This is a genomic window from Haliscomenobacter sp., assembly GCF_041740695.1.
GTDB lineage: Bacteria > Bacteroidota > Bacteroidia > Chitinophagales > Saprospiraceae > Haliscomenobacter.
Genome location: NZ_JBGSLK010000098.1, coordinates 1 through 23,982, shown reverse-complemented (window position 1 = coordinate 23,982; position 23,982 = coordinate 1). Strand labels below are relative to the sequence as shown.

Sequence of the window (23,982 nt, the reverse complement as noted above, 5' to 3'; positions counted from 1 at the left end):
GAGCAAATGAAACGCCTAAAAATTGCACTGATTCTGGGATTGATGGGTTCAGCAATGGGAAACATCCATGCACAAACCATTATTGCTACCGATTTTAACCGGGAACAACCCTGGTTCAAAGATTACCGCCCCGAGGAAAAATGGAATGACCTTTCGGCAAGTGCCAGCCATTCGACGCTGGTGGCAAAGGCTACCTGGGGCAAATATGGGATGATCGACGTGGCGAACACCACCATCGCCTCGGATGGATTACAATTGTTGGTGGAAAACACGGGGTCGCTAAAAGAATGGTCGGCCACCCTGCACTCGGGATTACTTCCTGCCAAAAACAGCGAAACCAACCTGGGAAAACTCACCCTCAGTTTTGATCATGCTGTTACTTCACTGCGTCCCATTGTGGTGCGAATAGAATCCTTTGACCCCAATAAAAAACGTACGGGTGGTTTGGAAACAAGGGTTTACCCGGCAACCAGCCGACATTTTTTACGTGCTGCTTTTGAACTGTCGAGCATGCAAGCTTACGGAGACGGTAAATTCAACCCCAAAGACCCTTTTGTGCAGGTTAGTTTTACCATTGCCGGATTGCCAAAGGATGAAGTTTCAAGCACGAAATACGAACTCCAGATTGACAACTTTTCCTACGCTCCCCCTGCTTATTATGTCAGCCCCACGGGCAAAGATGGCAATAATGGCCGTACCGAAAACACCGCTTTAGCTAGCCCCCAGGCAGCCTTGAACCTTGCTCAGCCGGGCGACATCATTTTGCTGATGAATGGCAACTACAAGGCGGATGACAAAACCCAACTACCTGCCGTAGCCAATTTTGTACGCGCGGGAAGCCCATCCGCCTGGATTACCTTGAAGAATTATCCTGGTCATCAGCCAGTCATTTTGTGTCACGGCAAAGACGGCGTGCGCATCGCCCAAGGTACCGCACGCACTGCAACCCTGGCTCCGGTTTTGGCTTACCTCGAAGTACGTGGTTTGCACTTCAAGGGCAACAGTGAAGAACTGCTCAAACAAAATTCCCCGGAATTGGGCACTTCTACTCCGGCTACCGAAACCACTGGCGTGTACATTGATGGAAGTTTTTCTCCCGTCAGGATGTACCACCACATTCGGGTGGCCGATTGTATCGCGGAGTATTGTGGTGCCGATGGCATTTATGGCGATTATACCGATTGGTTGACCCTTGAAAATAACATCTTGAGGTACAACTGTTTTACCTCGGTTCATTGGGCCATGTCTGGGTTTTCCTTGATGCACTATGCCGATTTTGACAAGGTGGATAACGTCACCAAAATTCTGGTGCGCGGAAACCAGGCCTATGGCAACCAATGCAAAGTGTACAAAAAGACCGGGCCACACAAGATTTACAACGGCAACGGAATGCTCTTTGATGCCAATTGTGAAGAGTACCTGCACCCCGATGCCTATCTCGGGCGTACGCTTGTTCAAAGCAATCTGGTGTATGGCAACGGCGGCGGTGGCATTCAGATGTGGGGCAGCTACCGCATCGATGTGGTCAACAATACCTTGTACCACAACGGGATAACGCCCGAATTGAAATGGGGCAACCTGGGATTCGATTATTGCAAAGACATTCGGGTAATCAACAATATCGTCGTGGCGCAACCCGATCGACCGCTCGATTTTTGGATCATTGGAAAAGCGGATCGAAACACTTCCAACATTGAAAGAATCAACAACCTCTATTTTGGAGGCATCCAGCCCAACCTTCCCGGCACCAATGACTTGGTGGCAAATCCACTTTTTGAAAACCCTTCGCTCGATCCAAAATTGGCCAATTTTCGCCTAAAAGCAGGTAGCCCGGCCATCAATGCGGGGAAAACCGCCTTTGAAAGCCTACCACTCATTGACGTATTGGGTAAACCTATTCCTGAGCAAAAAATCGGCACAACTTGTGGTGCTTATACCACCCAACGATGAAAAAAATGAAACGTTTTCTGCTATTCCTGCTGGTCCTGGGTTCCTCTTTTGCGCTGGCAAGTGCCCAAGCGCTGATTCCACAACAGGCTACACCTGCAAGCTGTATAAGCGCTGCCCAATGGCAAAAACTCCCGGCGCATCCCCGCTTATTTGCCAACGATGCCCGGATTGCTGCTTTGAAATTGCAAAAGGATTCGGTATCCAAAACACTTTTGCTGCTCCTGAAACAGGATGCGGAAAAGACCTTGTTGGCCGATAAAATTGTCTATCCAACGGAGGGATTCAAATTTGGTGCAGTGCGCAACGTGCAAGGACGAATCCTGACTTTGAGCCTGAGCTATCGGGTATTTGGGGACAAACGTTATTTGGAACGGGCCAAGGCAGAGTTGATGCAGCTCGTGGAGTTACCCGACTGGTGCCCCAGTCACTTTCTGGACGTAGGCGAGGCAACTCTGGCCGCCGCAGTTGGATTGGACTGGTTGTACAATGCTCTTTCCGCTGCGGAAAGAGCAAAAATAAGCCAGGCAATTGTCAAAAAAGGCATTGTCCCATCCCTGAATGTAAAAGAAAGCAACAACAATACCAGCTGGTTAAACGGAAATTTCAACTGGAATCCGGTATGCAATGGAGGACTTCTGGTAGGTGCATTGGCCATCTACGAAACTGAACCCGAATTGGCGCGTCAAATTGTGGAACGTTCGATCAAGTACATTCCTTTTGCGGGTGCCGACTACAGCCCCGATGGCGCGTCTTCGGAAGGGCCTAGTTATTGGTCGTATGGAACCAGTTTTTACGTCATTGCGATTGAAGCTTTGCGCAGCGCATTGGGAAGTAGTTGTGAGCTGGAAAAAATCCCCGGATTCTTAAAAACCGCCGATTACAACAATCAAATGGTTGGTGCCACGGGTCAGGATTTCAATTATTCCGATTACCATGTCGAAAACCTGAACGAACCGGTCATGTTCTGGTTTGGCCGCGAGTTGAAACGTTCAGACCTCATCCAGGATGAATTGAGCGATTTAAGCCGCTTGCACGAAAAAAACGCTACGGGCCAAAATGCCAAACCGGGAAAAAAAGTAGAACAAAGTCGTCACTTCCCCCTCGAAATACTATGGTGGGAACCTGCTTTACTGCAAAAAGGCCATACAAGTTTCGCGCCCTTACACTGGACGGCCAAAGGTGGCCTCCCCATTGGGGTCATGCGATCCGCCTGGAACGACCCCAATGCGACCTATCTTGCCATCAAAGGAGGCACGCCCAATAACTCTCATGGGCACATGGACGTGGGCAGTTTTATCCTCGAGGCCGATGGAGTACGCTGGGCACTCGATTTGGGAACCGAGAATTACAATAAAATGCGTGCCGCAAAACTCGATTTGTGGAACTATAGCCAACAAAGTAATCGCTGGTCTACGTTCCGCTGTGGCCCCGAAGGGCACAATATTCTGCGTTTTGATACCGCCCGGCAAGACATCAGCGGATTTGGGACAATCCAGGAATTACCCGCTGACAATGGGACCATGGGCAATGTGCTCGACCTGAGTTCCCTCTATAAATCAAAAGTTGATCAGGTAAGCCGAACCGTGAAAATGCTACCCGACCGCTCCATCAGCATTGAGGATCAATGGACTACGAGTACCAATCCTGTCGAAGCCTCTTTTCAATGGTTGACCAAAGCAAAAGCAATGCTTAAACCTGATGGTATTTTGCTCGAACAGGATGGAAAATTTTTGAGCATCAAAGTGGAGGCCTCGGGTGCAAAATCAGCACCTGAAATATTAATCGAAGACATTTCGAAAGCCAAGAACCTACAAGACTCTGACAATCCAGGACTCAGTCGAATTGTTTTCCGGGTAAAAACACCCGCAAACAGCCATTCAATTTTGAACATCAAGGCCACTCCGGGTGATCCAGATCGTCTACTTGCCAAGGGGGCAACGCAAGCAAGTAAGCAAGCAGTTGAAGCACTCAAGTCTGGGTTCACTTTTGCCGGTCAAACCGAAGCCGAGACCGCTAAAAAAGCCGCTTTGGAAAAAGAACACCTGGCCAAAGCCCGGCAAAACATCGAATCTCACCGCAAGGGCGACGCAGCCCTGGTTTTTGTAGATGCAGCGGGCAAACCCCTGAAAAATGCCAAAGTGGAAATCAATCAGGTGAGCCAGGATTTTTTGTTTGGCAACCTCAGTGAAGAAATGTTCAGCCCCCGGCTGACGCCCGAAGAGGTCAAAAAATTCCAAGACCGCTTCACTGCCTTGTTCAATTTCACGGAATTGACCGTCAAATGGGGCCCTTATGAGCCGGTACAAGGAAAACCCGAATGGCAAAAATTACAGCAAAAACTCGACTGGTGCAAACAAAACGGCGTAACCCCCAAAGGACATACCATCGGATGGACCAATATGTCGGGTACCCCAGCCTGGCTTTTGAAACTCCCCCATGCAATGGCGACCGATTTGTACAAAGGCCGCATTCATAACCTGGTTGGAGGTTTCAAAAACCAAATCCACATGTGGGATGTGGTGAACGAGCCCGTCACAACCGTTCCTTGGGAAAAAGCACTCCAGGACTCCATTTTTGGCGAAAGCAAGATCGATGAAGGAAGCCGGTACAATGTGAAGGACATTACCCTGGAAGAAACCATTCCCTGGGTCGAAAACTCCTATCGATGGGCCAAAGAAGCGGACCCTGTGGGTGATTTTATCCTCAACGAATTTTACGTAATCGCCAAACCGAGCGTCCGCGAGAAATTTTATCAATTGCTCAAAACCCTACAACAACGCAATGCACCCGTGACCGGGATTGGCATTCAAGCCCATGAACCCCGCGAAATGTGGTTTTCTCCGGTAGAAATCCAAGCTACTTTCGATAAATACCAGGAACTGAACCTGCCTTTGCACATCACCGAGTTTATTCCACAATCCTCGGGCAAGGCCATCACCGGAGGCTGGCGCGAAGGAGTATGGACCGAGGAAGCTCAAGCCGAATTTGCCGAACAATTTTATACCCTGGCTTTTGGTCACCCCTCCATGGTTTCGATCCATTGGTGGGGGTTATCCGATCGGATGATTTGGTTGAAAGGAGGCGGTTTGTTGGACAAAGATTTTAACCCAAAACCTGTTTACACCCGCCTGCTGAAGCTCATCAAAGAAGACTGGATGACCAAAAACCTCAGCCTGACCACGGATAAAACCGGAGAGGTAAACTTCCGGGGCTTTTACGGCAACTATCAAGTGACCATCACTAAACCCGATGGAAACAAACAAACCTTGAGCATGCATCTCCGCAAAAAAGCAGTCAATTCCCAAACATTCATTTGCAAATAATCCACCATGAAAAAGTCATCTTTTCTCCTCTTTTTACTTGGTTTATCGCTCAAAACCCTAGCCATCAACTACTACGTTTCGCCTTTTGGAAACGACAACGACACGGGCGAATCCAGTGCAAATCCATTTAGAACCTTGCAACAGGCTGCCAATCTCAGTCTGGCCGGAGATACCATTTTCGCCATGAATGGGCTCTACAGCTCTACTTCGGGGCCGGTTTTGAACATCACCGGTTCAGGGACTCCCGAAGGCTACATTACCTTCAAAGCCATGCCGGGGCACAAGCCCAGAATCACTGCTTCGGGCAATGTCTGGAATGCCGTATCGATCAACGGCTCCTACATCGTTCTGGAAGGATTTGAACTCATCGGCAACAACACCAACATCACTTACGAAAAAGCCTTTGCCATTTACACCGAGGCCGCGAATGGGGGCAAAAACTGGTCCGTTTACGCCAACTACAACACCAATGGCATCTCCATCGGCGGTCCACGCGACGAATCGAAATTCCCGCACCACGTGACCATCCGCAACTGCAAAGTACACGATTTTCCGGGCGGTGGAATTGGTGCACTACAGGCCGATTATACCACCATTGAAAATAATGTGGTGTACAACAATGGTTGGTACATGATGTACGCGGGCAGCGGCATCAGTATTCTGAATCCCTTCAACAGCGACAAGGCCACGACCTACAAAAACATCATCCGCAACAACATTTGCTCCAGCAACAAAACCACCATTCCCTGGATCAGCCTGAAAAGACTGAGCGATGGCAACGGCATCATCATTGATGTGAATCAATATCCTTACGGCGCAAAAGCGGGTGAAGGTGAACCTTACGTGGGTAGAACCCTGGTAGAAAACAACGTCTGTTTCAACAATGGCGGTTCCGGCATTCATTCTTTCCTGGCCGATCACGTGGACATCATCAACAACACCGCCTACCACAACGGAACGGTTGTGGGTTATCCCGACATCTTTACCAACCAGTGTAAGGATGTGAACATCATCAACAACATCATGTATGCCCGCGAGGGGGGAGATTGCAACTCCAGGCCCAGATCTACCTCCGAGGTGTACAGCAACAATCTTTATTTCAATGGCAAAGTGGGCTTTCAGGGCAGCAACGATAGGATCGCCGACCCTCAATTTATGACCCTTTCCACTGACCTGGCCACGGCCAATTTTAGACCCAAAAAAACGAGCCCTGCCGTTGACCAAGGCAGTAGTCTCGAAGGGCAATACAGTGCAGTGGATATTTTGGGTACGCCTCGTCCTCAAGGTGGAAAACCGGATCGTGGCGCTTACGAATTTGTCAGCGAAAATGTGTCTACCAGCAGCACTACCCTGCTCGCCAAAGCAAAAGTCATCCTGTATCCCAATCCGGTCAAAGAAAAACTGAACATCCGTTTAACGGATCATCAAAGCAGCCCCTACCGCATCGACATATTGGACACTCGGGGCACCCCGGTACAACAACAAACCATTGCTGCCCAAAACAAAGAGCTGGATGTCGCAGCATTACCGGCGGGAATGTACCTGATGGTGCTTTACCAAAAGGATCAAGGGACTTCGGTTTATAAATTTGTGAAACAATAAAGGGGCGATAAAAAAATAAATGTCATGGGTCAGTTTTTCATTTTTACACGGGTGTTTTGCGCACTTTTTTTGTTGTTATCCGTCAACTTATCTGCTCAATTCATCGACACTTCTCCTGATCGGGTGAAAACGCCCTTATCGGTCAAGTATAAAAAACTGGGGACACTCAAACCCCGTAGTACCCGGGAAATTGAATCCTCCAGAATCACCGTTGGCTGCGAGACCCTCGACCGTGGTCACACGGTATGGGACAATTACAAAGCCTATTTGCCTGCACTTGGGGTGAAAAAAATCCGCCTACAGGCAGGTTGGGCCAAATGTGAAAAAGTGCCCGGTGTATACGATTGGAAATGGCTTGATGAAGTCATTGATTATGCCGTGGCCAATGACATCGAACCCTGGTTGCAACCTTCCTATGGCAATCCAGCATACCCCGGCGGCGGTGGCATCAACCTATTGAACAGCATGATGACCAGCCCTGAAGGTTACGCCGCATGGGACAGATGGGTGGAAGCGCTGGTGACGCGCTACAAGGATCGGGTGAAGGAATGGGAAATTTGGAACGAACCCGATCATCCCGGACAAAAAATCACTCCGGAAACCACCGCTGCGCTGAACATCCGCACGGCAAGCATCATTAAAAGAATCCAGCCGGAGGCAAAAATTGCCGGATTGGCTTTCGCTTCCAACAGCAACATGGAATACCTGGATGCTTTTTTGAAATTCATCGCCGAACAAGGCAAACTCGATCTGTTTCAATGGATTTCGTACCACAGCTACACCATGAGACCAGAGGATGCCTATACCGAAAAAAGGGTTTTGGGCTTGCGCAAAGTCATCGAAAAGTATTCCAAGAACATCCTGTTGCGGCAGGGCGAAAATGGCGCACCTTCAACCTACATCCCTAGTTTTGCCCTTGACAAATACTACTGGACCGAATACACCCAAGCCAAATACGATCTGCGCCGTTTGTTGGGAGATTTGGGGCACGACATTGAAACCTCGGTGTTTACCATCATCGACATTTATTACAATTGGGGCCCGCCCAATGCGGTACTCAATACCAAGGGGCTAATCCAATCGGATGTTACCATGGCCGCCATTCGCCCTAAAGTAGCCTATTACGCCGTGCAAAACCTGGCCTCTATTTTTGACAACAATCTGGTTCTCAATCCTGGTGTCACCTACACCAGCACCGGCAATGCATCGCTCTCGGTTTTTGGCTATCAACACAAAACCAGCAAAAAACCCCTCGTCACCCTATGGTTGGACGGCAAAGAGGTGAACAATTCATTTCAGACCACCCCCGTAGACATTACGTTGGAAAATGTTACTTTTAAAGACCCGGTTTGGGTCGATCTGATGAGCGGGCAGGTGTACGCAATCCCCAAATCAGACTGGAGCAAATCAGGAAACAGCTATAGATTCAAATCGATTGCGCTTTACGATTCTCCGGTTTTAATTGCAGAAAAAAGCCTGCTGAAGTTGCAATAATTGATCCACTACAAAAGCTCAATAAGTTTTGAAAAAACTCGCCATTGGCATTGACATCGGAGGAACCCGCACCAAAATCGGGTTGGTGGACTTGACCATCGGGCAAGTGTTACAAACCACAATTCAAGCCACCGAAACCCTCGACGCCGTCCGTTTTGAGCAGGCGATTGGCGAAGCCATTCAAACCCTAAAAGCCAAAGCGGCCGTGCTGCAAGCGGACGTACTGGGCATTGGCATCGGGGTATCGAGTTTTGTTCATGCAGATGGTTTGGTCGACTCCACTTATGGCTTCATTGATTTTATGGAGGACTACCCCCTGGCCAACATCATTCAGACCCAACATGCGTTGCCTTGTAGAATCGACAACGATGCCCGACTGGTCGCTTTGGGCGAAGCCTTATATGGGCGTGGGCGTGGATTGGAGCGGGTGTTGGTACTTACCTTGGGCACTGGCTTAGGTTTAGGCTTTGTCATCAAGCAAAAACTGGATGGAAAACTGCCCTTTGCCCATATGGGTGGCCACCTGAGCATTGTGCAAAATGGCGTCAAATGTTACTGTGGTAAAACGGGTTGTCTGGAGTCGCTGGTTTCGGCTACGGGCATTCTGGCGGCAGCCGAGCGAGCAAATTGGTCCGCCAAAAATCCCTCTTTGCCTTTCACGGTGGAAAGTATTTTTCAGGCCAGTGCAGCTGGCAATACTGGTGCAAGGGAGCTGATTGATGCCTTCATCGAGCAGCTTAAAACGGGCATTTCCAATTACATCAATTTGTATGCGCCCGATGTGATCGTATTGGGGGGAGGTGTAGCCAAAGGTTTGGCGCCTTACTTGCCAAGGCTACTGGATGAGGATTTGCTAGGGCCCTACAAAGGATACCAGACGAGCATTACCATTTCTGAACTTGAAGAACAGGCTGGCATTTTAGGTGCTGCCGCGCTATTTTTGTAAAACAAGCATTACTACTCATGAAAAACAACGCCTGGATTTTTTACTCCATCGCCGCCGCGCTTTTTTGGGGCGTCTGGGGGGTGGTTGCAAAACTGATTTCTGAAGACGTAAACCCCTATGCCAATCACGTTTTGTTCACCATTGGCATGTTGTTCACTTTGCCACTGGTGTTGAAAAAACTCCGCCGGGAGCGTCCCAATCGCAAGGGTATTTATTGGGGGCTGATTTCCGGTATCCTGGCCATAGCGGGCAATGTAGCCGTTTTCCAAGCCTTCAGCAGCGGTGGTTTGGCCGCTATTGTGATTCCCTTGACCAATCTGTACCCTTTGGTGACCATCGTGATTGCCATTTTGGTTTTTAAAGAAAAACTCAATTGGTTGAATGCATTAGGTATTCTGCTGGCCATACCAGCCGTGGTCATGCTCTCCGGGCAAACGCTCCTGTTTGACGACCCGGCAGCATTTGTCAGAAGTATTGGACTCAACACTTGGCTGCTGTTTTCTTTGGTGGCCCTCTTTTTCTGGGGGGTGTTCAGCGCCGCGCAAAAAGTAACCACCAATTACATTTCGGCGGAATGGGCTTATGCGGCCTTCATTGTCTCCAGTATTTTTTTAGCCTTGGTTTTTATGGGCACTGGCATGGTGGATTTGCAGTTTTCCACCCGCACCTTGTTGCTCGGTTCATTGGCTGGAATGCTCAATGGCCTGGGCGTGCTGTGCAGTTTTGCCGCCTACAAAGCCGATGGAAAAGCCTCCAAAGTAACGACCATTGCCGGGGCTTTGCAGCCAGTATTCACCATCGTATTGGCCATTGCTTTTTTGGCAGAAAGTATCAATAGGGTGGAGTTTATTGGCATCTCCCTGGCCATTGTAGCCGCCCTGGCACTGTCTTATGAGAAACAAACCACAACTGAAAGTAGTCAATAACCTATTCACCATGAATAAAATACTAGCCGAAATCCTGGAAATGCCAGATCGGGCTCAAGTGGTTTTGCAGGCAAAAATCCCTAAACTTCCCTGGCAAGTGCCCTATTTGGGCATGGGCTCCTCTTATTTTGCGCCGCTGGCCTTCAAATACATGGGCATTGACATCTACCCGGAGCTGGCCTCCGAGTATTTCCATTATTTGTCCTTACAAAAGCAAAAACCCTGTGGCGTCATCCTTTCTCAATCGGGCAAAAGTAGCGAAGCGCTCTGGTGTAGGCCATTTTTTCAGAAGTACTACGCCATCTCCAATTACCCGGAGCATCCCCTCAGCACTGCGCCCAACGTAGTTGAGGTCATCGACATTCGGGCGGGCGAAGAATGGTATTCTTCTTCCAAAACTTACCTCAACACCCTCCTGGTTTTGTTCAAAGGATTTGGTTTTGACCCAAGTCCTGCGGTGGATTTGCTGACGCAAAAAATGGAAACTTACGCGGCTCAGGGGAAACAATTGGCGACAGAAGTTTTCCAATTGCTCAGCAGCCAAAAAATCCACGGCATCTACATCACGGGCAGTGGCCCCAACATCGCCACGGCCCTGGAAGCCGCCTTGATCCTGAGTGAAAGTACCAAGCTGAATTTTCACGGGTTGCCCATGGCTCAATACGATCATGGGCCCAAAGAAACCGCGCAAAACAGCATCGTCATCCAGATCATTGCCCCTGGCAAATCCCGAGAAAGAACGATCCAACTAGGTGAAAAAATTGCCGCAGCGGGTGCCCATGTTTTTAGTGTGGAAGAATCAGACGTAGCTGAGCATTTTTCCATTTTGACCAATATCATTCCCTTCAATTTTATGGCCTATTACCTTGCTGAACAGTTGGGGATTGAGGAAACCTTTGCCGTGGGGGGAAAAATCACGGAAGTACCATAAAACCTGCGCTATCCATTTAAAATGATATTCTTTCAAAATTCAATGGGATGAAATCAACAACCATTTTGTCATTGCTCTTGGCACTCACCTTAAGCCTCCATGCTCAAGTAAAAAAAATCTACCTTGCCAACGACGACCACACCGATTACATGTGGACAGGTGATGAAGAAACCTATAAAAAAGCATTTTCAGAAATGCTGGACTATTACATCCAACTCAACGATTCCACCGCTCACCTCCCTTACAACCAGCAAAGCAAATGGAATTGTGATGGTTCGTACTGGGTGTACAATTACAAACAGACCAGAAGTGCCGCCCAGTTTGCCAAACTCATTCAACAAATCAAGGATGGTAAAATTACCGTGCCCCTCAACTCCATGATTGTTTTACTAGGCGCTGCGCCAGCCGAAGCCACTTTGCGCGACATGTATTACGCGGGCTCCTTGCAACGAAAATACGGCCTGGATTTGTCTTTGGTCTTGAACATGGAAGACCAGGTACTGCCACTGGGTTTGTCCTCGCTATGGGCAGGATCAGGAGCCAAATACTCCTGGAAAGGAGTCTGTGCCTGTGCCACAAAAGTAACTGCACTGGAAAGAAAAAGGAATCAGATGTTCTGGTACAAGGGCCTGGACGATCAACGGGTGTTGATGAAATGGTATGCGGTCAATCCCGATTACACCAATATGGCCAAAAGAAAAGAATACCGCTATTTTTTTGGAACGTATTTAGAAGCCAATCATCAGGCCAATGCCGTTTTGGATTGCAAAGCTTTACTGGATGATCCCATTTATCCCTACCACATTGCCGGGGCTTTTGGCAAAGGTGGTGACGACCTAAAAACCATCACCAACAACTTCCCCAAAATTGCCAAAGAACAAACAGATTCCAACTATCAAGTCATTGTTTCCAATGAAATCGATTTTTTTAAAGATTTCGAGCAACACTATGGCGCTGATTTACCCTCCGAAACCATTTCTTACGGCAGTACCGAATGGGGCAACAGTTTCGCCTCCCTGGCTGAGGTATCGGCTTCGGTGAAACGTTCCATTGAAAAATTAAGAACGGCCGAGGCACTTTACACCCTGGTTGCTCTAAAGGATAAAACATTTGCTGCCGATCTTGCGGAGCAAAAGGAAAAAGCCTGGCTGGCCTGTGGCATGTATTTTGAACACGACTGGACTGCCGACGGCCCGCACATCACCAGAAAGCAAAGAGCGGATTGGCAAAAGAAAACCGCGGCAGTATTCAACACTTATGTGGATACCCTCTACAATCGTTCGGCCAAACGACTGGGGCAGTTGATTGCCAAAGCCCCTGGAAGCGAGTCCTTCTATGTATTCAATCCACTAAATTGGGCCCGAACGGATTACAGTGATTATTTGTACTCGGGCTCAAACGCCATTAGTGTGGTGGACAAAACGACCCAGCTAGAAGTCCCTTTTCAACGCATCACCAAAAACGGAAAGTCTTATCTCAGGATTTTAGCCAGCGAGGTACCCTCTTTGGGATACAAAGTTTTTGAAATCCGCAAAAAAAGTAGCCCCACCAATTTCCCGTCCAGCCTGGTCGTGAGCGACAGCACCATCGAAAACCAGTTTTACAGCATCAAGTTTACCCGCCAAGGCGTGATTACCAGTTTGTACGATAAAATCAACCGTCGGGAATGTGTAAAACCTTTGGATAAATTGTACGTCAACGACCTGGGGTCTGGCCTTGGCAATCAGGGCGAGCCCATTCAAATTGAAAACAAAGGTGCTGTTTCGGTGTCCTTACTGGCTACCTCATACAAGCCCATCAAACACCAATCCCGGCTCACCCTTTTTGCCAACAGCGACCGCATTGAAATTGAAAATTACATCCTCCAAAACCTGGATGCCAAACCAGTCACCTATTCCTTTTCTCTAAACCTCACGAAACCAGAGGTCTGGCACGAAGAAGCCGGTGCCATTTTACGCGCAAAAACGCTGGCCAAAGGTGGCCATTATGCCGATGTCGCCAATCGGGTGGATTGGTTGGCCATGAACCATTTTGCCGACATGTCCGATGCTTCCCATGGCATGATTATTTCCAACCGGGACGCCTATTTTATGAAAACAGGCAGCAGTACCAACACCCGGCTCGATGATTCTACGGCCCAGCTAAAAGTATTGGCCGCCGCACAAGTAGACAATGCGCTGGGCATCATCAATCAGGATGGTGATTCCTATTTTGAACATTTTTTGGCACTAAAACCCCACCTTGAGGGCTTTAAACCCGCGGATGCGATGCGTTTTGCCTTGCAACACCAAAACCCCATGGTCGCTCAAAAAATACAAGGTGGCCCTAGTTACGATGGCAAACAGTTTTCCTTGTTTTCTTTTTCTGATCCCAATGCCGTAATTTGGGCTTTAAAACCGGCCGAAGAGGGTATAGATCAAGGCATCATCATGCGGGTTTGGAATGTTTCGGGCGAGAACAAAACCGTAACCATTGGGGCCAACACCCCAATTTTAAAAGGTTTTAGTACGACGCATATCGAAACGAACGACCAAGCCATACCGCTTGAAAAAGGCAAACTGAATGCGGATTTGGGGCACCATCGTTTACATACCTTTAGGCTGTTTTTAGCTAAAACCTCCAAGGAATAAACCGCGGCGTTTTCTTCTGATAATCCTGATACTCCAGATACTTTTCACTAGAGATTTTTTCACTAAAATCCGAGCTACCCAAAAACAACAAGACCAGCAATATTGCGCCTGTCAATGACCAATTGAGCCATCGGCCCGTAGCTGCTACACTAAAAAGATAATAAGCTAGCCAAATGCCTTGCTCAGCGGCATAATTGGGGTGGCGCACCAGACGCCACAAGCCAGTCGCACAAAATCCACGGGCATAGTCCCCATCCAGGGCTTCGCCAGCTTTGATGCGGCGGTATTTTTCGGTTTGGAAATCGTACTGTTGTTGGTCGGCGATGAATTCGATGACGACGAGGGCCAAAAACAGGCCAATCGCCAGGTAATCGATCCAATTCAAGGGCTTTGCAGCACCTTCCCAAGCCACCACAATAGGCAAATTGAACAACCAGATCAGCGTATTCTGGTACAAAGAGATGAAAAAAAGGCCAAAGAGCACCCAGTTGATGCGTTTCTGAAACAGTGGACTTTGGCGCAAAACACCCCAACGGTAATCCTCTTCTCCTTTCCAGGGAATCCAGTGGTAGCCCCCGCGGCGGGCAAAATTGAAAGTAAGCCGCAGTGCCCAGATGCTCACCAACACGGCCATGATGACCATCCGTGTATTCCAATCACTTTGTTGGGCAAAAAACCAGGCGTAGGCCATGGGTACAATGCTCCAGATTTTGTCGACCTGGCTGTAGTTTTTGGTCAACTCACTGACCAAGAAACAGGTCAGCGCGACCCCCAACATGAGGTAAAAGGAACTTTGTAGGGCGGCCCATTGTGCTTCATTCAGTGGTGTATCGTACTTGAAAGCAATGATGGGTAAGGCGATCAGCGTAAGGATCAGGAGAATGATGGTACGCAACATAAATAATCGAGTCAGTGTGGACAAATAAGGTATTGTTCATCCATTAAGCAGGGTTCTATAAATAACAAAAGGCATCAAGCTTGTGCTCAATGCCTTCCGTATGGATTCTGTAAGTGCCTAAGCGTACTTCGCTTCCAGGCCTAATTTTTTAACCAAGAGGTAGTAAAAAATAGCACGGTACTTGTTCCGGTTGGCTGACCCCATTTGTTCACAAACCTCTTTCAAGGCTGCATCAAGGTCGGGACCATCGGCAAGTCCCATTTTTCCGATGAGGAAGTTGTTTTTTACGCGATCCAACTCAGTCTTGTCAGAGCAAGAAACCCGAGAGGAGTCATCATTGTAGATAGATGGACCTAATGCTTTTGTAATGGCTGTCAATAGGGTTTCGTCTACGCCACTTACGTCGCGAGTACCGCCCAGTTCTTCCTTGTACTTTACAAGCAAGTCATCAAATTGGCTCATGGAAAAAATTTTTGGGTTTTGAATGAGGCAGTAAAATAGAGATTTTCCGGTAATGGCACTAATTTTTTCTTGATTTGTTCCTTTCTTTGTTGCTTCGGAGAAAATAAACAAACACAAAAATTCAATCCAATGAAAATTCTTTTACTTTTTGCTTTCCTCTTGCTTGGTTTTATTGGGGGTTATGCACAAGCTTCCTCCAAAAAGATCAAAGCCGGGGTGGTACATACCGTATACTTTTGGCTTAAAAACAAGGGCAATGCCCAAGACCTGGAAGCACTTTACAAAGGGGTTAAAACCTTAACGACGATCAAGGAAATTCAAGCCGCCTACATCGGCACTCCCGCCGATACGAAAGAGCGCCCGGTAATCGACGGTTCTTACGACCTGTCCATCACCTGGGTATTCAAAAACTCGGCGGATCAGGACGCTTACCAAATCCACCCTACCCACTTGAAATTTGTGGAAGAAAACAGCCATTTGTGGGAGCGGGTGATTGTGTATGACGCGAAGGGAAAGCAATAGTCAGCACTCAAAAAAGAAGAGCGCCTTGTAGACTAGCTATAAGGCGCTCTTTTTTTATAAAATTATACCCAACTTAGAAATATCTTATGGTTTAATTCGCTTGCCTTGCTGGGCGGCTTTTTGCATCGGGTTGGGTTGCGGATCCGCTTTGTTCTGCTTGAAAACCTGGAATCGCGTCGGCAATTCTTTGACGGGCCAATTGTTGCTTTTTTCATCAATGTCCGCCGTTTCTTTGAAGGGGTCAATCACAATGCCGCTCACTTCTTTTTCTTTCATAAACACCTTGGAAAATTTGTCTTCATTTTTACGCCAGATTTCCACTGGAATGCGTTCAATTTCCTTTGTGCCATCCTTAAAAGTCCATTCGATAATAATCGGCATGACCAGCCCACCTTTGTTGCTGAAGTACAGTTCGTAGTAGTTTTTATCGCCGAAGAGCTCTTTTTTCTCCTTATCGGTCAAGGTTTCAGCGTACATCGTTTGTTTGAATGTTTGCACTGAATCTTCGGTTTCCCAAGGCTTGTAAGTATCGTAAAAATCACGAAGGTTCGGGTCTTGCTCTACCGCAAATCCGACGCCCGCTTCGCGGTTGCGTTCCTGCGTTAGGGTACGCTCCGGTTTGCTGCTTTTACGAGGGAAGCTGCGCTCTTGCGGTTTCGGGTTGTTTTCCAAATCGGCCTTGAACCATTTTACACTGTCCAACGAAACATCCACCGGCTCAATGCCATAGAACCAGCCGCGCCAAAACCAATCCAAATCCACGCCACTAGCGTCTTCCATCGTGCGGAAAAAGTCAGCCGGTGTCGGGTGCTTGAACATCCAACGGCGGGCATATTCTTTAAAGGCGTAGTCAAACAACTCACGCCCCATGATCGTTTCGCGCAGCATATTCAAACCCGCGGCAGGTTTGGAATAGGCATTCGGACCAAAGTTGACAATATTTTCACTATTGGTCATGATCGGTTCCAACTGATTCTTCGGCAGACGCATGTAACTGGTGATGCCCTGGAATCCCGGACGGCGATTGTTATCAAATTCCTGCATGGCAACCTCATCCATAAAACTGTTGATGCCTTCGTCCATCCAGGTCCACTGGCGTTCATCGCTGTTGACGATCATTGGGAAATAATTGTGCCCCACTTCGTGAATGATTACGCCAATCGCTCCGTACTTCACCCCTTCGCTATACGTGCCGTCCTCTTCAGCGCGGCCGTAGTTGAAGCAAATCATTGGATACTCCATACCATTCGAGGCTTCTACAGAAATCGCAACCGGATAAGGGTAAGGGAAAGTGTATTTAGAATACGTTTTCAGGGTGTGCGCCACTACTTTAGTCGAATATTTGCTGTAAACCGGATAGGCTTCCTTGCCATAATAGCTCATGCACATCACGCGTTTGCCTTCCTCGGTGAAGTGGGGCATGGCGTCCCATACAAATTTGCGGCTGGAGGTCCAGGCAAAATCACGCACATTGTCAGCTTTGTAAATCCAGGTTTTGGTGCCGTTTGGCTTGGACTTTTCGTTCTTCTTGGCTTCATCCAAGGTTACAATTTCCAAAGGCTCTTTGACACTTTTTGCCTGTTCCCAGCGCTTCAGTTGAGCTGGTGTTAAAACGGTAGAATAGTTCAGGCACTCGCCTGTAGAACCAACGATATGGTCTTCGGGTACCGTCATTTTCACAATAAAATTGCCGAAAGTGAGCGCGAATTCCCCTCTTCCGGTGAATTGTTTGTTTTGCCAGCCTTCAAAATCACTAAAAACACAAAGCCTTGGATACCATTGTGTTATTGTGAACAAATAATTTTTATCTTTTTCAAAGTATTCATAACCACCCCGCCCCCGAAAAGTCATGCGGTCGGTAATGTAATAATGCCAATCCACCTGAAAATTGAAGGTTTCGCCGGGTTTGAGTGGCTGTAGTAATTCCACCCGCATCATCGTCTGATTGATGCTAAATTTTAAAGGTTTGCCAACGGCATCGGTAATTTTTTGAATTTTATGCCCATATTTACTGATGTCCTCTTTATCATAATTCTTCAACGCACCTTCACTCATAATGGGTGTCAGGTGGCTGGGATTGGCTTTTTGAATGCCTGCCGATTCTGAGGAATGCTCATTTTCATCCAATTGCAACCACAAGTAACGCAAGGTGTTCGGAGATTGGTTGTAATACGTAATCATCTCACTGCCATCCAGCCGTAGGTTTTTTTCGTCGAGCGTACACTGAATATCATAATCCACGCGCTGTTGCCAGTATTCCGGTCCTGGTGCGCCGTCCATGCCGCGAACGTCGTTGCCTGGAGGTAGAACCGTACCCATTTGCTCGAACTTGTTACCATGATTTGAGCCAGTTTGGCTAAAAACGGTGTAAAAAGAACAATTGGCTAGAAACAAGATCAAAAAAAGCTTAGGTAAGTTAGGACTCGAAATTTTCATAGTCGTTTGATTTGAAAAAAAATTGATGAATCTAGACAACAAAAGATGCCATTAAACGAATTTACAACGAAATCTTTTAGGGTAATTCCTATACAGTACTATTTTCTGACAAATAACTGAAAACAAATGATAGAAAGCGAAAAGCGAATAGTGAAAAGTGAAAAGCAGGTATACCAGTTGTTTTTCAACCGCCTCCTATTATTTTGCAATAAAATTAGGAATGGTAGAAATGTCCCTCTCACTTTTCACTTTTCACTTTTCACTTTTCACTCCCCTACCGCCCCGACGGCTTCGGTATCGCCTTGCTCCCATCCACTACCGTCTCTATGCTCGAAACAGCTGATACCGCAAAGAAGCCCAGTACTTGCTTTTTGTTGTTTTGATCCAGGGGTTGGATGTTAGTGGGGATATTGCTGGGTACCGTGGCAAAAATACCGCCGTTGGTGGATTCTGTGCGCACCAATTGCAGGAAATAAAAAGCTTCTGGTGGAATCGAATAGAGTTCTACTTTCACCTTGTCGTTGGCATTGTACAAGTCGGGGCTTGCTCCAGCGCGAATGGGCAGGATAAACATCAAGCCATCGGCAGAACCTCCCGGACTGAAACTAGCATCGTAAACGGTCAAAATCTGGCTGGGTTTGTCAAAAAGGGTATCGTTGCGATAGGCCCGCACCCAGTAACAATCGCCTTGCCCAAGCGGGTCGCGCGCATAAAAATCCACCTGATAGCCCTCTTGCCGCAAATCTGTGGGTGCTACGGGATATTTTTGTTTGAAATAGTTTATAGAATCAATGGGCGGTACCCGATTGACCCTGCTGATGGAAAAATACTCCTCTGCGCCATACTTCACGTACAAGGCGTACTGTTTGCCCACTTCCAGGATTTTTTCGCCCACCACGCTGGGTTGCCAAACGTAGTTGCCATCATTTTTTAAGTCGATGAAAGGATAAGGAATGCTGTCTTCTGAAAAAAGAATGACTGTCGCGCCTTTGGCGGGTACAATCCCACCCCGATCAAAGTAGGGCTGGGTCAAACTCAACTTGATGGTTTGGATTTTGGATTCATCGGTTACCCAGGCATCGATCACTAATTGGGTTTCGCCTGCTTCAGTTTCAAGATCAATGACGTCCGTACAAGCGGTGCTGACCAGCAGAATGAGGAAAAAATAAAACCACTGTATGTTTTTCATGGATGTTCTGTTTTGATTAAAATTTAAAATTGTAGGTCACCGCCGGGATGATCGACCCAAAAACGGAATAACGCACCGCCTCGGTCTGACTCGGATTGTCTTCATTTTGGCGAACGTACACTGAAAAAGCATTGCGTCGATTGTACAAATTGTAAATAGAAAAAACCCATTCGCCCTCACCTTTGCCAAACAGCTTTTTCTTTTGCTTCACGATTGCGGCCAAGTCAACACGGTGGTAATCGGGGATGCGGTAGCCGTTGCGTTGAGCATAAAAATTGTGCGGCAGCGCATAACCTTGCCAGATGAATTTACTGGTAGGGAAGGTCGCTGGAGTGCCCGTTCCATAAGTGAAATTAAGCGAAAAACTCACCCGCTCATTCAAGTCATAAATCCCCACAAAATTGAGGACATGGGTTTTGTCAAAACGGCTGGGAAACCAGTCGTTGTTGTTGAGCCCCTTGATTTGACGTTCGGTGCGCGACAGGGTGTAGCTCAACCAGCCATTCAATTTGCCTTTGGTTTTTTTGATGAAAAACTCTGCGCCATAAGCTCGGCCATCGCCAAAGAGTAAGTCACCTTCCAGTTGCGGATTCAACAAAAGATCAGAATTGGGGATATAGTCCACCTGATTTTGCAGGCTTTTGTAATACACCTCCACCGAAGTTTCAAAGAGGTTGTCTTTGAAGTTTTTGAACAAACCCAAAGCGACTTGGTCAGACAGTTGTGGTTTGATGTTGTTGCTGGTGGGCGTCCATACGTCCAGGGGCGAAGCCGCTGCCGTATTGGACAAGAGGTGCAGGTATTGCGCCATGCGGTTGTAACTCACCTTGATGGAGCTAGCGTCACCGATGCCAATGTTGGCAGAAAAGCGGGGCTCCCAATTGCCGTATCGGGTGATTCGTTCCCCTCTTTCGTAGGTTTGTGTACTGATGGGTTCGCGGCGTTCGCCCGTTTGGGGGCCATAGGTGTAGGCGTTGCCCGGTCCGATGTAATCATACATGGAGTAACGGATGCCGTATTGTAAGGTGAAGTTTTTGCCCAGTTTTTGCTCATTGCCAAAATAAGCTGCGTATTCGATGGCGTATTTGCTATCCTGCCCGATGACCCGGGTTTCGCCGCCCGAAATGGCTTCCGCCTTGCCGGGCTGGAAGGTGTAATAAATCATTTGCCCGCCAAAGGAGATCTTGTTACGGGAATTGAGGTAGTAGGTGAAGTCGGGTTTGACACTGTAATTTTTGATGTTGGAATTCCAGCGAAAGGCATCCTGAGGGTTGGGTTCTCTGAGGTCGGATTGGAGGCGGTAGTCGTAATTGCTAAAAAAAGCCGTGGTATTGAGGAAGAGTTTGTCGTTGAAAATGTGGTTCCAGCGCGCCGAAGCGGTGGTATTCCCCCAATCGAAGCCAAAGTCAGCCCCAAAAACGTCGCGGCCAAAATAGCCTGATAGAAACACCGTATTTTTATCATCAATCTGGTAATTGGCTTTGGCTGTCAGGTCGTAGAAGTAAAAACGGCTGTCCTTGAGGTCGCCACTTAAAAAGGGTTTGGCCAATACGTCGATGTAAGAGCGCCGCGCCGCTACAATGAAAGAACCCTTATCTTTGATGATGGGCGTTTCCAGCGCCAAACGGCTAAAGATGGTGCCAATCCCACCAGATGCGGCGAATTTTTTGGAATTCCCTTCCTTCATGCGTACATCCAGGATGGAAGATACACGGCCTCCGTATTCGGCAGGAATACCACCCTTAATGAGTTTAACATCTTTTACCGCATCGGGATTGAACACGGAAAAGAAACCAAAAAGGTGGGAAGAATTGAACACAGGTGCTTCGTCGAGGAGTACCAGGTTTTGGTCAACGTTTCCTCCGCGCACGTTGAAGCCCGTAGCCCCCTCTCCTACCGTGGTTACTCCCGGCAAAAACTGGATGCTGCGGATCACGTCCACTTCGCCCAACAAAGCGGGCATTTTTTGGATGGTGCGCATGTCCACTTTGTTGACCGACATTTCGATGCTGCGCACATTGGCGTCGACTCGCTCGGAGCTGATGGTGACGGTTTCCAGCACCAGGGCGCTTTCTTTCAATTCCAGGTCGAGCTTGACGTTGGCGTTTTCCAGTTTGACCTGGCGTTTTTCTTCCAGGTAACTGACGTAAGAAAAGCTGATGTCGTAGGTGCCTCGAGGCAGGGTAAGGGAGTAAAAGCCATAATCATTGGTGGTGACTCCCTCACCCAGAGTGGGTACAAAAACGGTTGCACCAAGGAGGGCTTCCCCGTTTTTAGCATCTTTGACATAACCGCTGATGGTGAGTTTTTCCTGAGCAGCGGCATGGCCAATGCTCATAAAAACCACCAGCAACGCAAGTAGTAGTTTGTACATAAATTTGGGTTTTTTTAGATCCTTTCAGGTGATGACAAGGTATGAACAGTCGTTTGAAGAGATAAGTTTACTCGACCAAAGGTTGTAAAGCCTAGAAGGAAAGAACATTATATTTTTGAGCCAAAGCGCTTTACACCTATCGTCACTTTTCCTCCTTTCAATCGCTGTCCTCGGCAATCGCTCTTGTTTTGTCGATTATCCCGTTTATTTCCAGTGATTAAGTTTTAGATTTACCTAGCTCCAAATCAAAGAACCATTAACCCATTAAATATGGACCTTAGCCCGATTGATCCTAACGAGAACACCGCTGCCGAAGAACCACGGGAATTGTGCAGCAACTGTGGCAAAAAAATGGCTAAAAAAGGGAAGTTTTGCCCGCATTGTGGCCAAAAACGTTTCGAGGGCCGGATTCCTCTAAAATCCTTGACCAAAAAGTTCTTTTACAAACTCACCAATCTGGATAGCCAGTTGCTGCGCATGATGTGGCGCCTGTTTATCCCGGCGCGGGTAAGTTTGGACTATTTTGCGGGAAAAATCAAACAGTATCCCCATCCCTTTCAGTTCTTCTTTGTGGTGATGTTCTTTTTTCTATTGATGTTCAACAAGATAACTGACAATGGAACCAAAGGCTTACATTTGAATTTTGTTTCTACAGATACCACCATTCCGCTCAATGAGCGCGATAGTACCAAAAAAGGCAGCAATGCAAAAAAGCCGAAATCTGCCAAACCAAATCTGGAGTTTGGCGGCAATACCAAACAAGCCAGCAGTGCAAAACAAGCCGATTTTTATTTTTTACTGGAACGTTACGTTTTTTCCCACCAAATCCAGAAAGCTTTTGATTCACTGCCGCCCCGCTTACAAACGCCAGCGGTGAACGAATCTTTAGACATTATTCTTGAAAAAACCAATGGCCACTGGACGAAGCAATTAGATAGTTTGTTATCCAAAGATAGCTTGAGCATTACTTTTGGCTCCCGAGTAATAAGAATTGCGCACCAAGACATCGTAGAATACAGCCCGGAGGAACTTACTGAATTGTATGGAGTAACCGACTGGTTCAGTAAAACCTTGCTCCGGCAGGGCGTCCGTTCCATTCAAAAACCAAGTGACCTCATCAATGCTTACATTGGTAGCTTTTCCTGGACCGTTCTGGCCTTGATCATTATCATGGCGGGGGTGATGCACCTTTTTTACTGGCGGCAAAAGCGGTATTATGTCGAGCATTTTGTGGTTTTGTTGCATTGGCATTCCGGGGTCTTATTGGCACTTACTTTTTTAATGGGATTGGACTATTATTTTCCCTTGGGTACCTGGTGGAGCGCAATAGGAATAGGTATTTTTGTTTTTTTCTTCTTGACCATTAAGCGTTTTTATGGGCAAAATTGGTTTAAGACCAGTTTAAAATGTATTTGTTTTTCCTTCTTGTATTCGCTTGGTTTTTCGATTCTTTTTGTGTTGGGGTTGTTGGTGGTATTTACGTTTTTTTAACAAAATTTTTTGAATCAATTTTGCGACCCGTTTTTACCGCCGCTGTCTAATGGTCAAATTGCGGATGAGACCGCGAGTGTTTTTTCACAACCAACTTATTTATCACCTAAAACCTGACTGTTATGTTTGCTTTCAAAACCTGGAGCCGCCTGGCTTCCGTAATGGCTATTTTGTCGATTGCTCTGGCGAGCACTTCCTGCGAATTGTTTGACAAAGACGATGATGATGACAATGATGGTGTCAAAGCCAAAATTGTAGGGACCTGGCAATTAAAGGCCCTCACTTGTGATCCCGCCATCGATTGGTTTGGTACCACGGTAACTAATGTATTTGCACAGTTGCCCACCTGTATCAAAGACGACCTGGTGATCATCCAAAACAACAATACTTACCTGGAAGATGAAGGCACTTCAAAGTGCCAAAACAGCGATCCTCAAACCGTATCTGGTACCTGGGCGCTCAATCCAGCTCAAACCATCCTGTCTGTAAGCAGAGATGGGGATACCGAAAGCTGGAACCTGAGCAACTTGGGAAAAAGTGAATTCACCGCGGAATACGAGATTGAGGATGGCGGCGTGACTTATACCTTCAAAGCTGTTTACGTGAAGAAATAGACTTTATGTTTTAATGGTAATTTGTTGAAGCGCTGCTGGATCGAGGGGATCCGGGGCGCTTCTTTATTAGACTTGAGGCAAGTTGATTATCAGGTAATTGAATCATTTTTAATGATTTTGAGTTAAGAGTTAAGAATACATGACTTAAGAGTTTAGAAGTGGCTACCGCAGCGACTTATTCAGCGTTGCAGGTC

16 protein-coding genes are annotated in these 23,982 nt (G+C 47.4%); 11 read left to right on the top strand and 5 right to left on the bottom strand.

What is annotated here, in order from left to right; translation table 11 throughout:
* Window positions 1-6 precede the first annotated feature (6 nt).
* From ACEW9O_RS19550 to ACEW9O_RS19515, 8 genes are read left to right on the top strand one after another with little or no spacing between them, the layout of a single operon-like run.
* The gene (locus tag ACEW9O_RS19550) at window positions 7-1,950 is read left to right on the top strand and encodes a right-handed parallel beta-helix repeat-containing protein (RefSeq protein ID WP_373551880.1); all 1,944 of its coding nucleotides are present in this window, start codon (window positions 7-9) and stop codon (window positions 1,948-1,950) included.
* Window positions 1,951-1,955: 5 nt separating this feature from the next.
* The gene (locus ACEW9O_RS19545) at window positions 1,956-5,273 is read left to right on the top strand and encodes an endo-1,4-beta-xylanase (RefSeq protein WP_373551879.1); all 3,318 of its coding nucleotides are present in this window, start codon (window positions 1,956-1,958) and stop codon (window positions 5,271-5,273) included.
* Between the two features lie 6 nt (window positions 5,274-5,279).
* On the top strand, window positions 5,280-6,875 hold the full coding sequence (locus ACEW9O_RS19540; RefSeq protein WP_373551878.1) for a T9SS type A sorting domain-containing protein: 1,596 nt from the start codon (window positions 5,280-5,282) through the stop codon (window positions 6,873-6,875).
* 24 nt (window positions 6,876-6,899) lie between these two features.
* Window positions 6,900-8,369, top strand: coding sequence for a hypothetical protein (locus ACEW9O_RS19535; protein ID WP_373551877.1), 1,470 nt, complete (start codon window positions 6,900-6,902; stop codon window positions 8,367-8,369).
* Window positions 8,370-8,397: 28 nt separating this feature from the next.
* Window positions 8,398-9,315, top strand: coding sequence for an ROK family protein (locus ACEW9O_RS19530; protein ID WP_373551876.1), 918 nt, complete (start codon window positions 8,398-8,400; stop codon window positions 9,313-9,315).
* Window positions 9,316-9,332: 17 nt separating this feature from the next.
* Entirely contained in the window at window positions 9,333-10,241 is a 909-nt protein-coding gene (locus tag ACEW9O_RS19525) for a DMT family transporter (RefSeq protein WP_373551875.1), read from the top strand.
* Window positions 10,242-10,251: 10 nt separating this feature from the next.
* Complete coding sequence (locus ACEW9O_RS19520; protein WP_373551874.1) at window positions 10,252-11,172, top strand: SIS domain-containing protein; 921 nt, start codon at window positions 10,252-10,254, stop codon at window positions 11,170-11,172.
* A gap of 47 nt (window positions 11,173-11,219) precedes the next feature.
* Entirely contained in the window at window positions 11,220-13,802 is a 2,583-nt protein-coding gene (locus tag ACEW9O_RS19515) for a glycosyl hydrolase-related protein (protein WP_373551873.1), read from the top strand.
* On the opposite strand, the gene ACEW9O_RS19510 is transcribed toward ACEW9O_RS19515, so the two are convergent.
* A complete protein-coding gene (locus ACEW9O_RS19510) occupies window positions 13,783-14,700 on the bottom strand; it encodes a DUF1295 domain-containing protein (protein WP_373551872.1) in 918 nt (305 codons plus the stop codon). The genes ACEW9O_RS19515 and ACEW9O_RS19510 overlap by 20 nt on opposite strands.
* Before the next feature lie 117 nt (window positions 14,701-14,817).
* Window positions 14,818-15,162: a DUF2853 family protein gene (locus ACEW9O_RS19505; protein WP_373551871.1), complete on the bottom strand. Its 345-nt coding sequence runs from the start codon at window positions 15,160-15,162 to the stop codon at window positions 14,818-14,820.
* A 129-nt stretch (window positions 15,163-15,291) separates the two neighbouring features.
* Here ACEW9O_RS19505 and ACEW9O_RS19500 point away from each other — a divergent pair, with 129 nt between their 5' ends.
* The gene (locus ACEW9O_RS19500) at window positions 15,292-15,684 is read left to right on the top strand and encodes a Dabb family protein (protein WP_373551870.1); all 393 of its coding nucleotides are present in this window, start codon (window positions 15,292-15,294) and stop codon (window positions 15,682-15,684) included.
* 84 nt (window positions 15,685-15,768) lie between these two features.
* On the opposite strand, the gene ACEW9O_RS19495 is transcribed toward ACEW9O_RS19500, so the two are convergent.
* The 3 genes from ACEW9O_RS19495 to ACEW9O_RS19485 form a co-directional block, all read right to left on the bottom strand.
* Window positions 15,769-18,003: a M1 family metallopeptidase gene (locus ACEW9O_RS19495; RefSeq protein ID WP_373551869.1), complete on the bottom strand. Its 2,235-nt coding sequence runs from the start codon at window positions 18,001-18,003 to the stop codon at window positions 15,769-15,771.
* Between the two features lie 391 nt (window positions 18,004-18,394).
* Window positions 18,395-19,309, bottom strand: a complete 915-nt coding sequence (locus ACEW9O_RS19490; protein WP_373551868.1) for a DUF4249 domain-containing protein — start codon at window positions 19,307-19,309, stop codon at window positions 18,395-18,397.
* A 16-nt stretch (window positions 19,310-19,325) separates the two neighbouring features.
* Window positions 19,326-21,683 (bottom strand): carboxypeptidase-like regulatory domain-containing protein, encoded by a 2,358-nt coding sequence (locus ACEW9O_RS19485; RefSeq protein WP_373551867.1) that lies wholly within the window; start codon window positions 21,681-21,683, stop codon window positions 19,326-19,328.
* 270 nt (window positions 21,684-21,953) lie between these two features.
* Between ACEW9O_RS19485 and ACEW9O_RS19480 the strand changes: the two genes are divergently transcribed.
* Together ACEW9O_RS19480 and ACEW9O_RS19475 are read left to right on the top strand one after the other, a co-directional pair.
* Window positions 21,954-23,174: a DUF3667 domain-containing protein gene (locus tag ACEW9O_RS19480; RefSeq protein WP_373551866.1), complete on the top strand. Its 1,221-nt coding sequence runs from the start codon at window positions 21,954-21,956 to the stop codon at window positions 23,172-23,174.
* 122 nt (window positions 23,175-23,296) lie between these two features.
* Window positions 23,297-23,788, top strand: a complete 492-nt coding sequence (locus tag ACEW9O_RS19475) for a DUF5004 domain-containing protein (protein ID WP_373551865.1) — start codon at window positions 23,297-23,299, stop codon at window positions 23,786-23,788.
* The last annotated feature ends 194 nt before the right edge of the window (window positions 23,789-23,982 follow it).

Coding starts and splice junctions, on each gene's coding strand:
- ACEW9O_RS19550 (WP_373551880.1), top strand. CDS start 7: ATGAAACGCCTAAAAATTGCACTGATTCTGGGATTGATGGGTTCAGCA.
- ACEW9O_RS19545 (WP_373551879.1), top strand. CDS start 1,956: ATGAAACGTTTTCTGCTATTCCTGCTGGTCCTGGGTTCCTCTTTTGCG.
- ACEW9O_RS19540 (WP_373551878.1), top strand. CDS start 5,280: ATGAAAAAGTCATCTTTTCTCCTCTTTTTACTTGGTTTATCGCTCAAA.
- ACEW9O_RS19535 (WP_373551877.1), top strand. CDS start 6,900: ATGGGTCAGTTTTTCATTTTTACACGGGTGTTTTGCGCACTTTTTTTG.
- ACEW9O_RS19525 (WP_373551875.1), top strand. CDS start 9,333: ATGAAAAACAACGCCTGGATTTTTTACTCCATCGCCGCCGCGCTTTTT.
- ACEW9O_RS19520 (WP_373551874.1), top strand. CDS start 10,252: ATGAATAAAATACTAGCCGAAATCCTGGAAATGCCAGATCGGGCTCAA.
- ACEW9O_RS19515 (WP_373551873.1), top strand. CDS start 11,220: ATGAAATCAACAACCATTTTGTCATTGCTCTTGGCACTCACCTTAAGC.
- ACEW9O_RS19510 (WP_373551872.1), bottom strand. CDS start 14,700: ATGTTGCGTACCATCATTCTCCTGATCCTTACGCTGATCGCCTTACCC.
- ACEW9O_RS19505 (WP_373551871.1), bottom strand. CDS start 15,162: ATGAGCCAATTTGATGACTTGCTTGTAAAGTACAAGGAAGAACTGGGC.
- ACEW9O_RS19500 (WP_373551870.1), top strand. CDS start 15,292: ATGAAAATTCTTTTACTTTTTGCTTTCCTCTTGCTTGGTTTTATTGGG.
- ACEW9O_RS19495 (WP_373551869.1), bottom strand. CDS start 18,003: ATGGGTACGGTTCTACCTCCAGGCAACGACGTTCGCGGCATGGACGGC.
- ACEW9O_RS19490 (WP_373551868.1), bottom strand. CDS start 19,309: ATGAAAAACATACAGTGGTTTTATTTTTTCCTCATTCTGCTGGTCAGC.
- ACEW9O_RS19485 (WP_373551867.1), bottom strand. CDS start 21,683: ATGTACAAACTACTACTTGCGTTGCTGGTGGTTTTTATGAGCATTGGC.
- ACEW9O_RS19480 (WP_373551866.1), top strand. CDS start 21,954: ATGGACCTTAGCCCGATTGATCCTAACGAGAACACCGCTGCCGAAGAA.
- ACEW9O_RS19475 (WP_373551865.1), top strand. CDS start 23,297: ATGTTTGCTTTCAAAACCTGGAGCCGCCTGGCTTCCGTAATGGCTATT.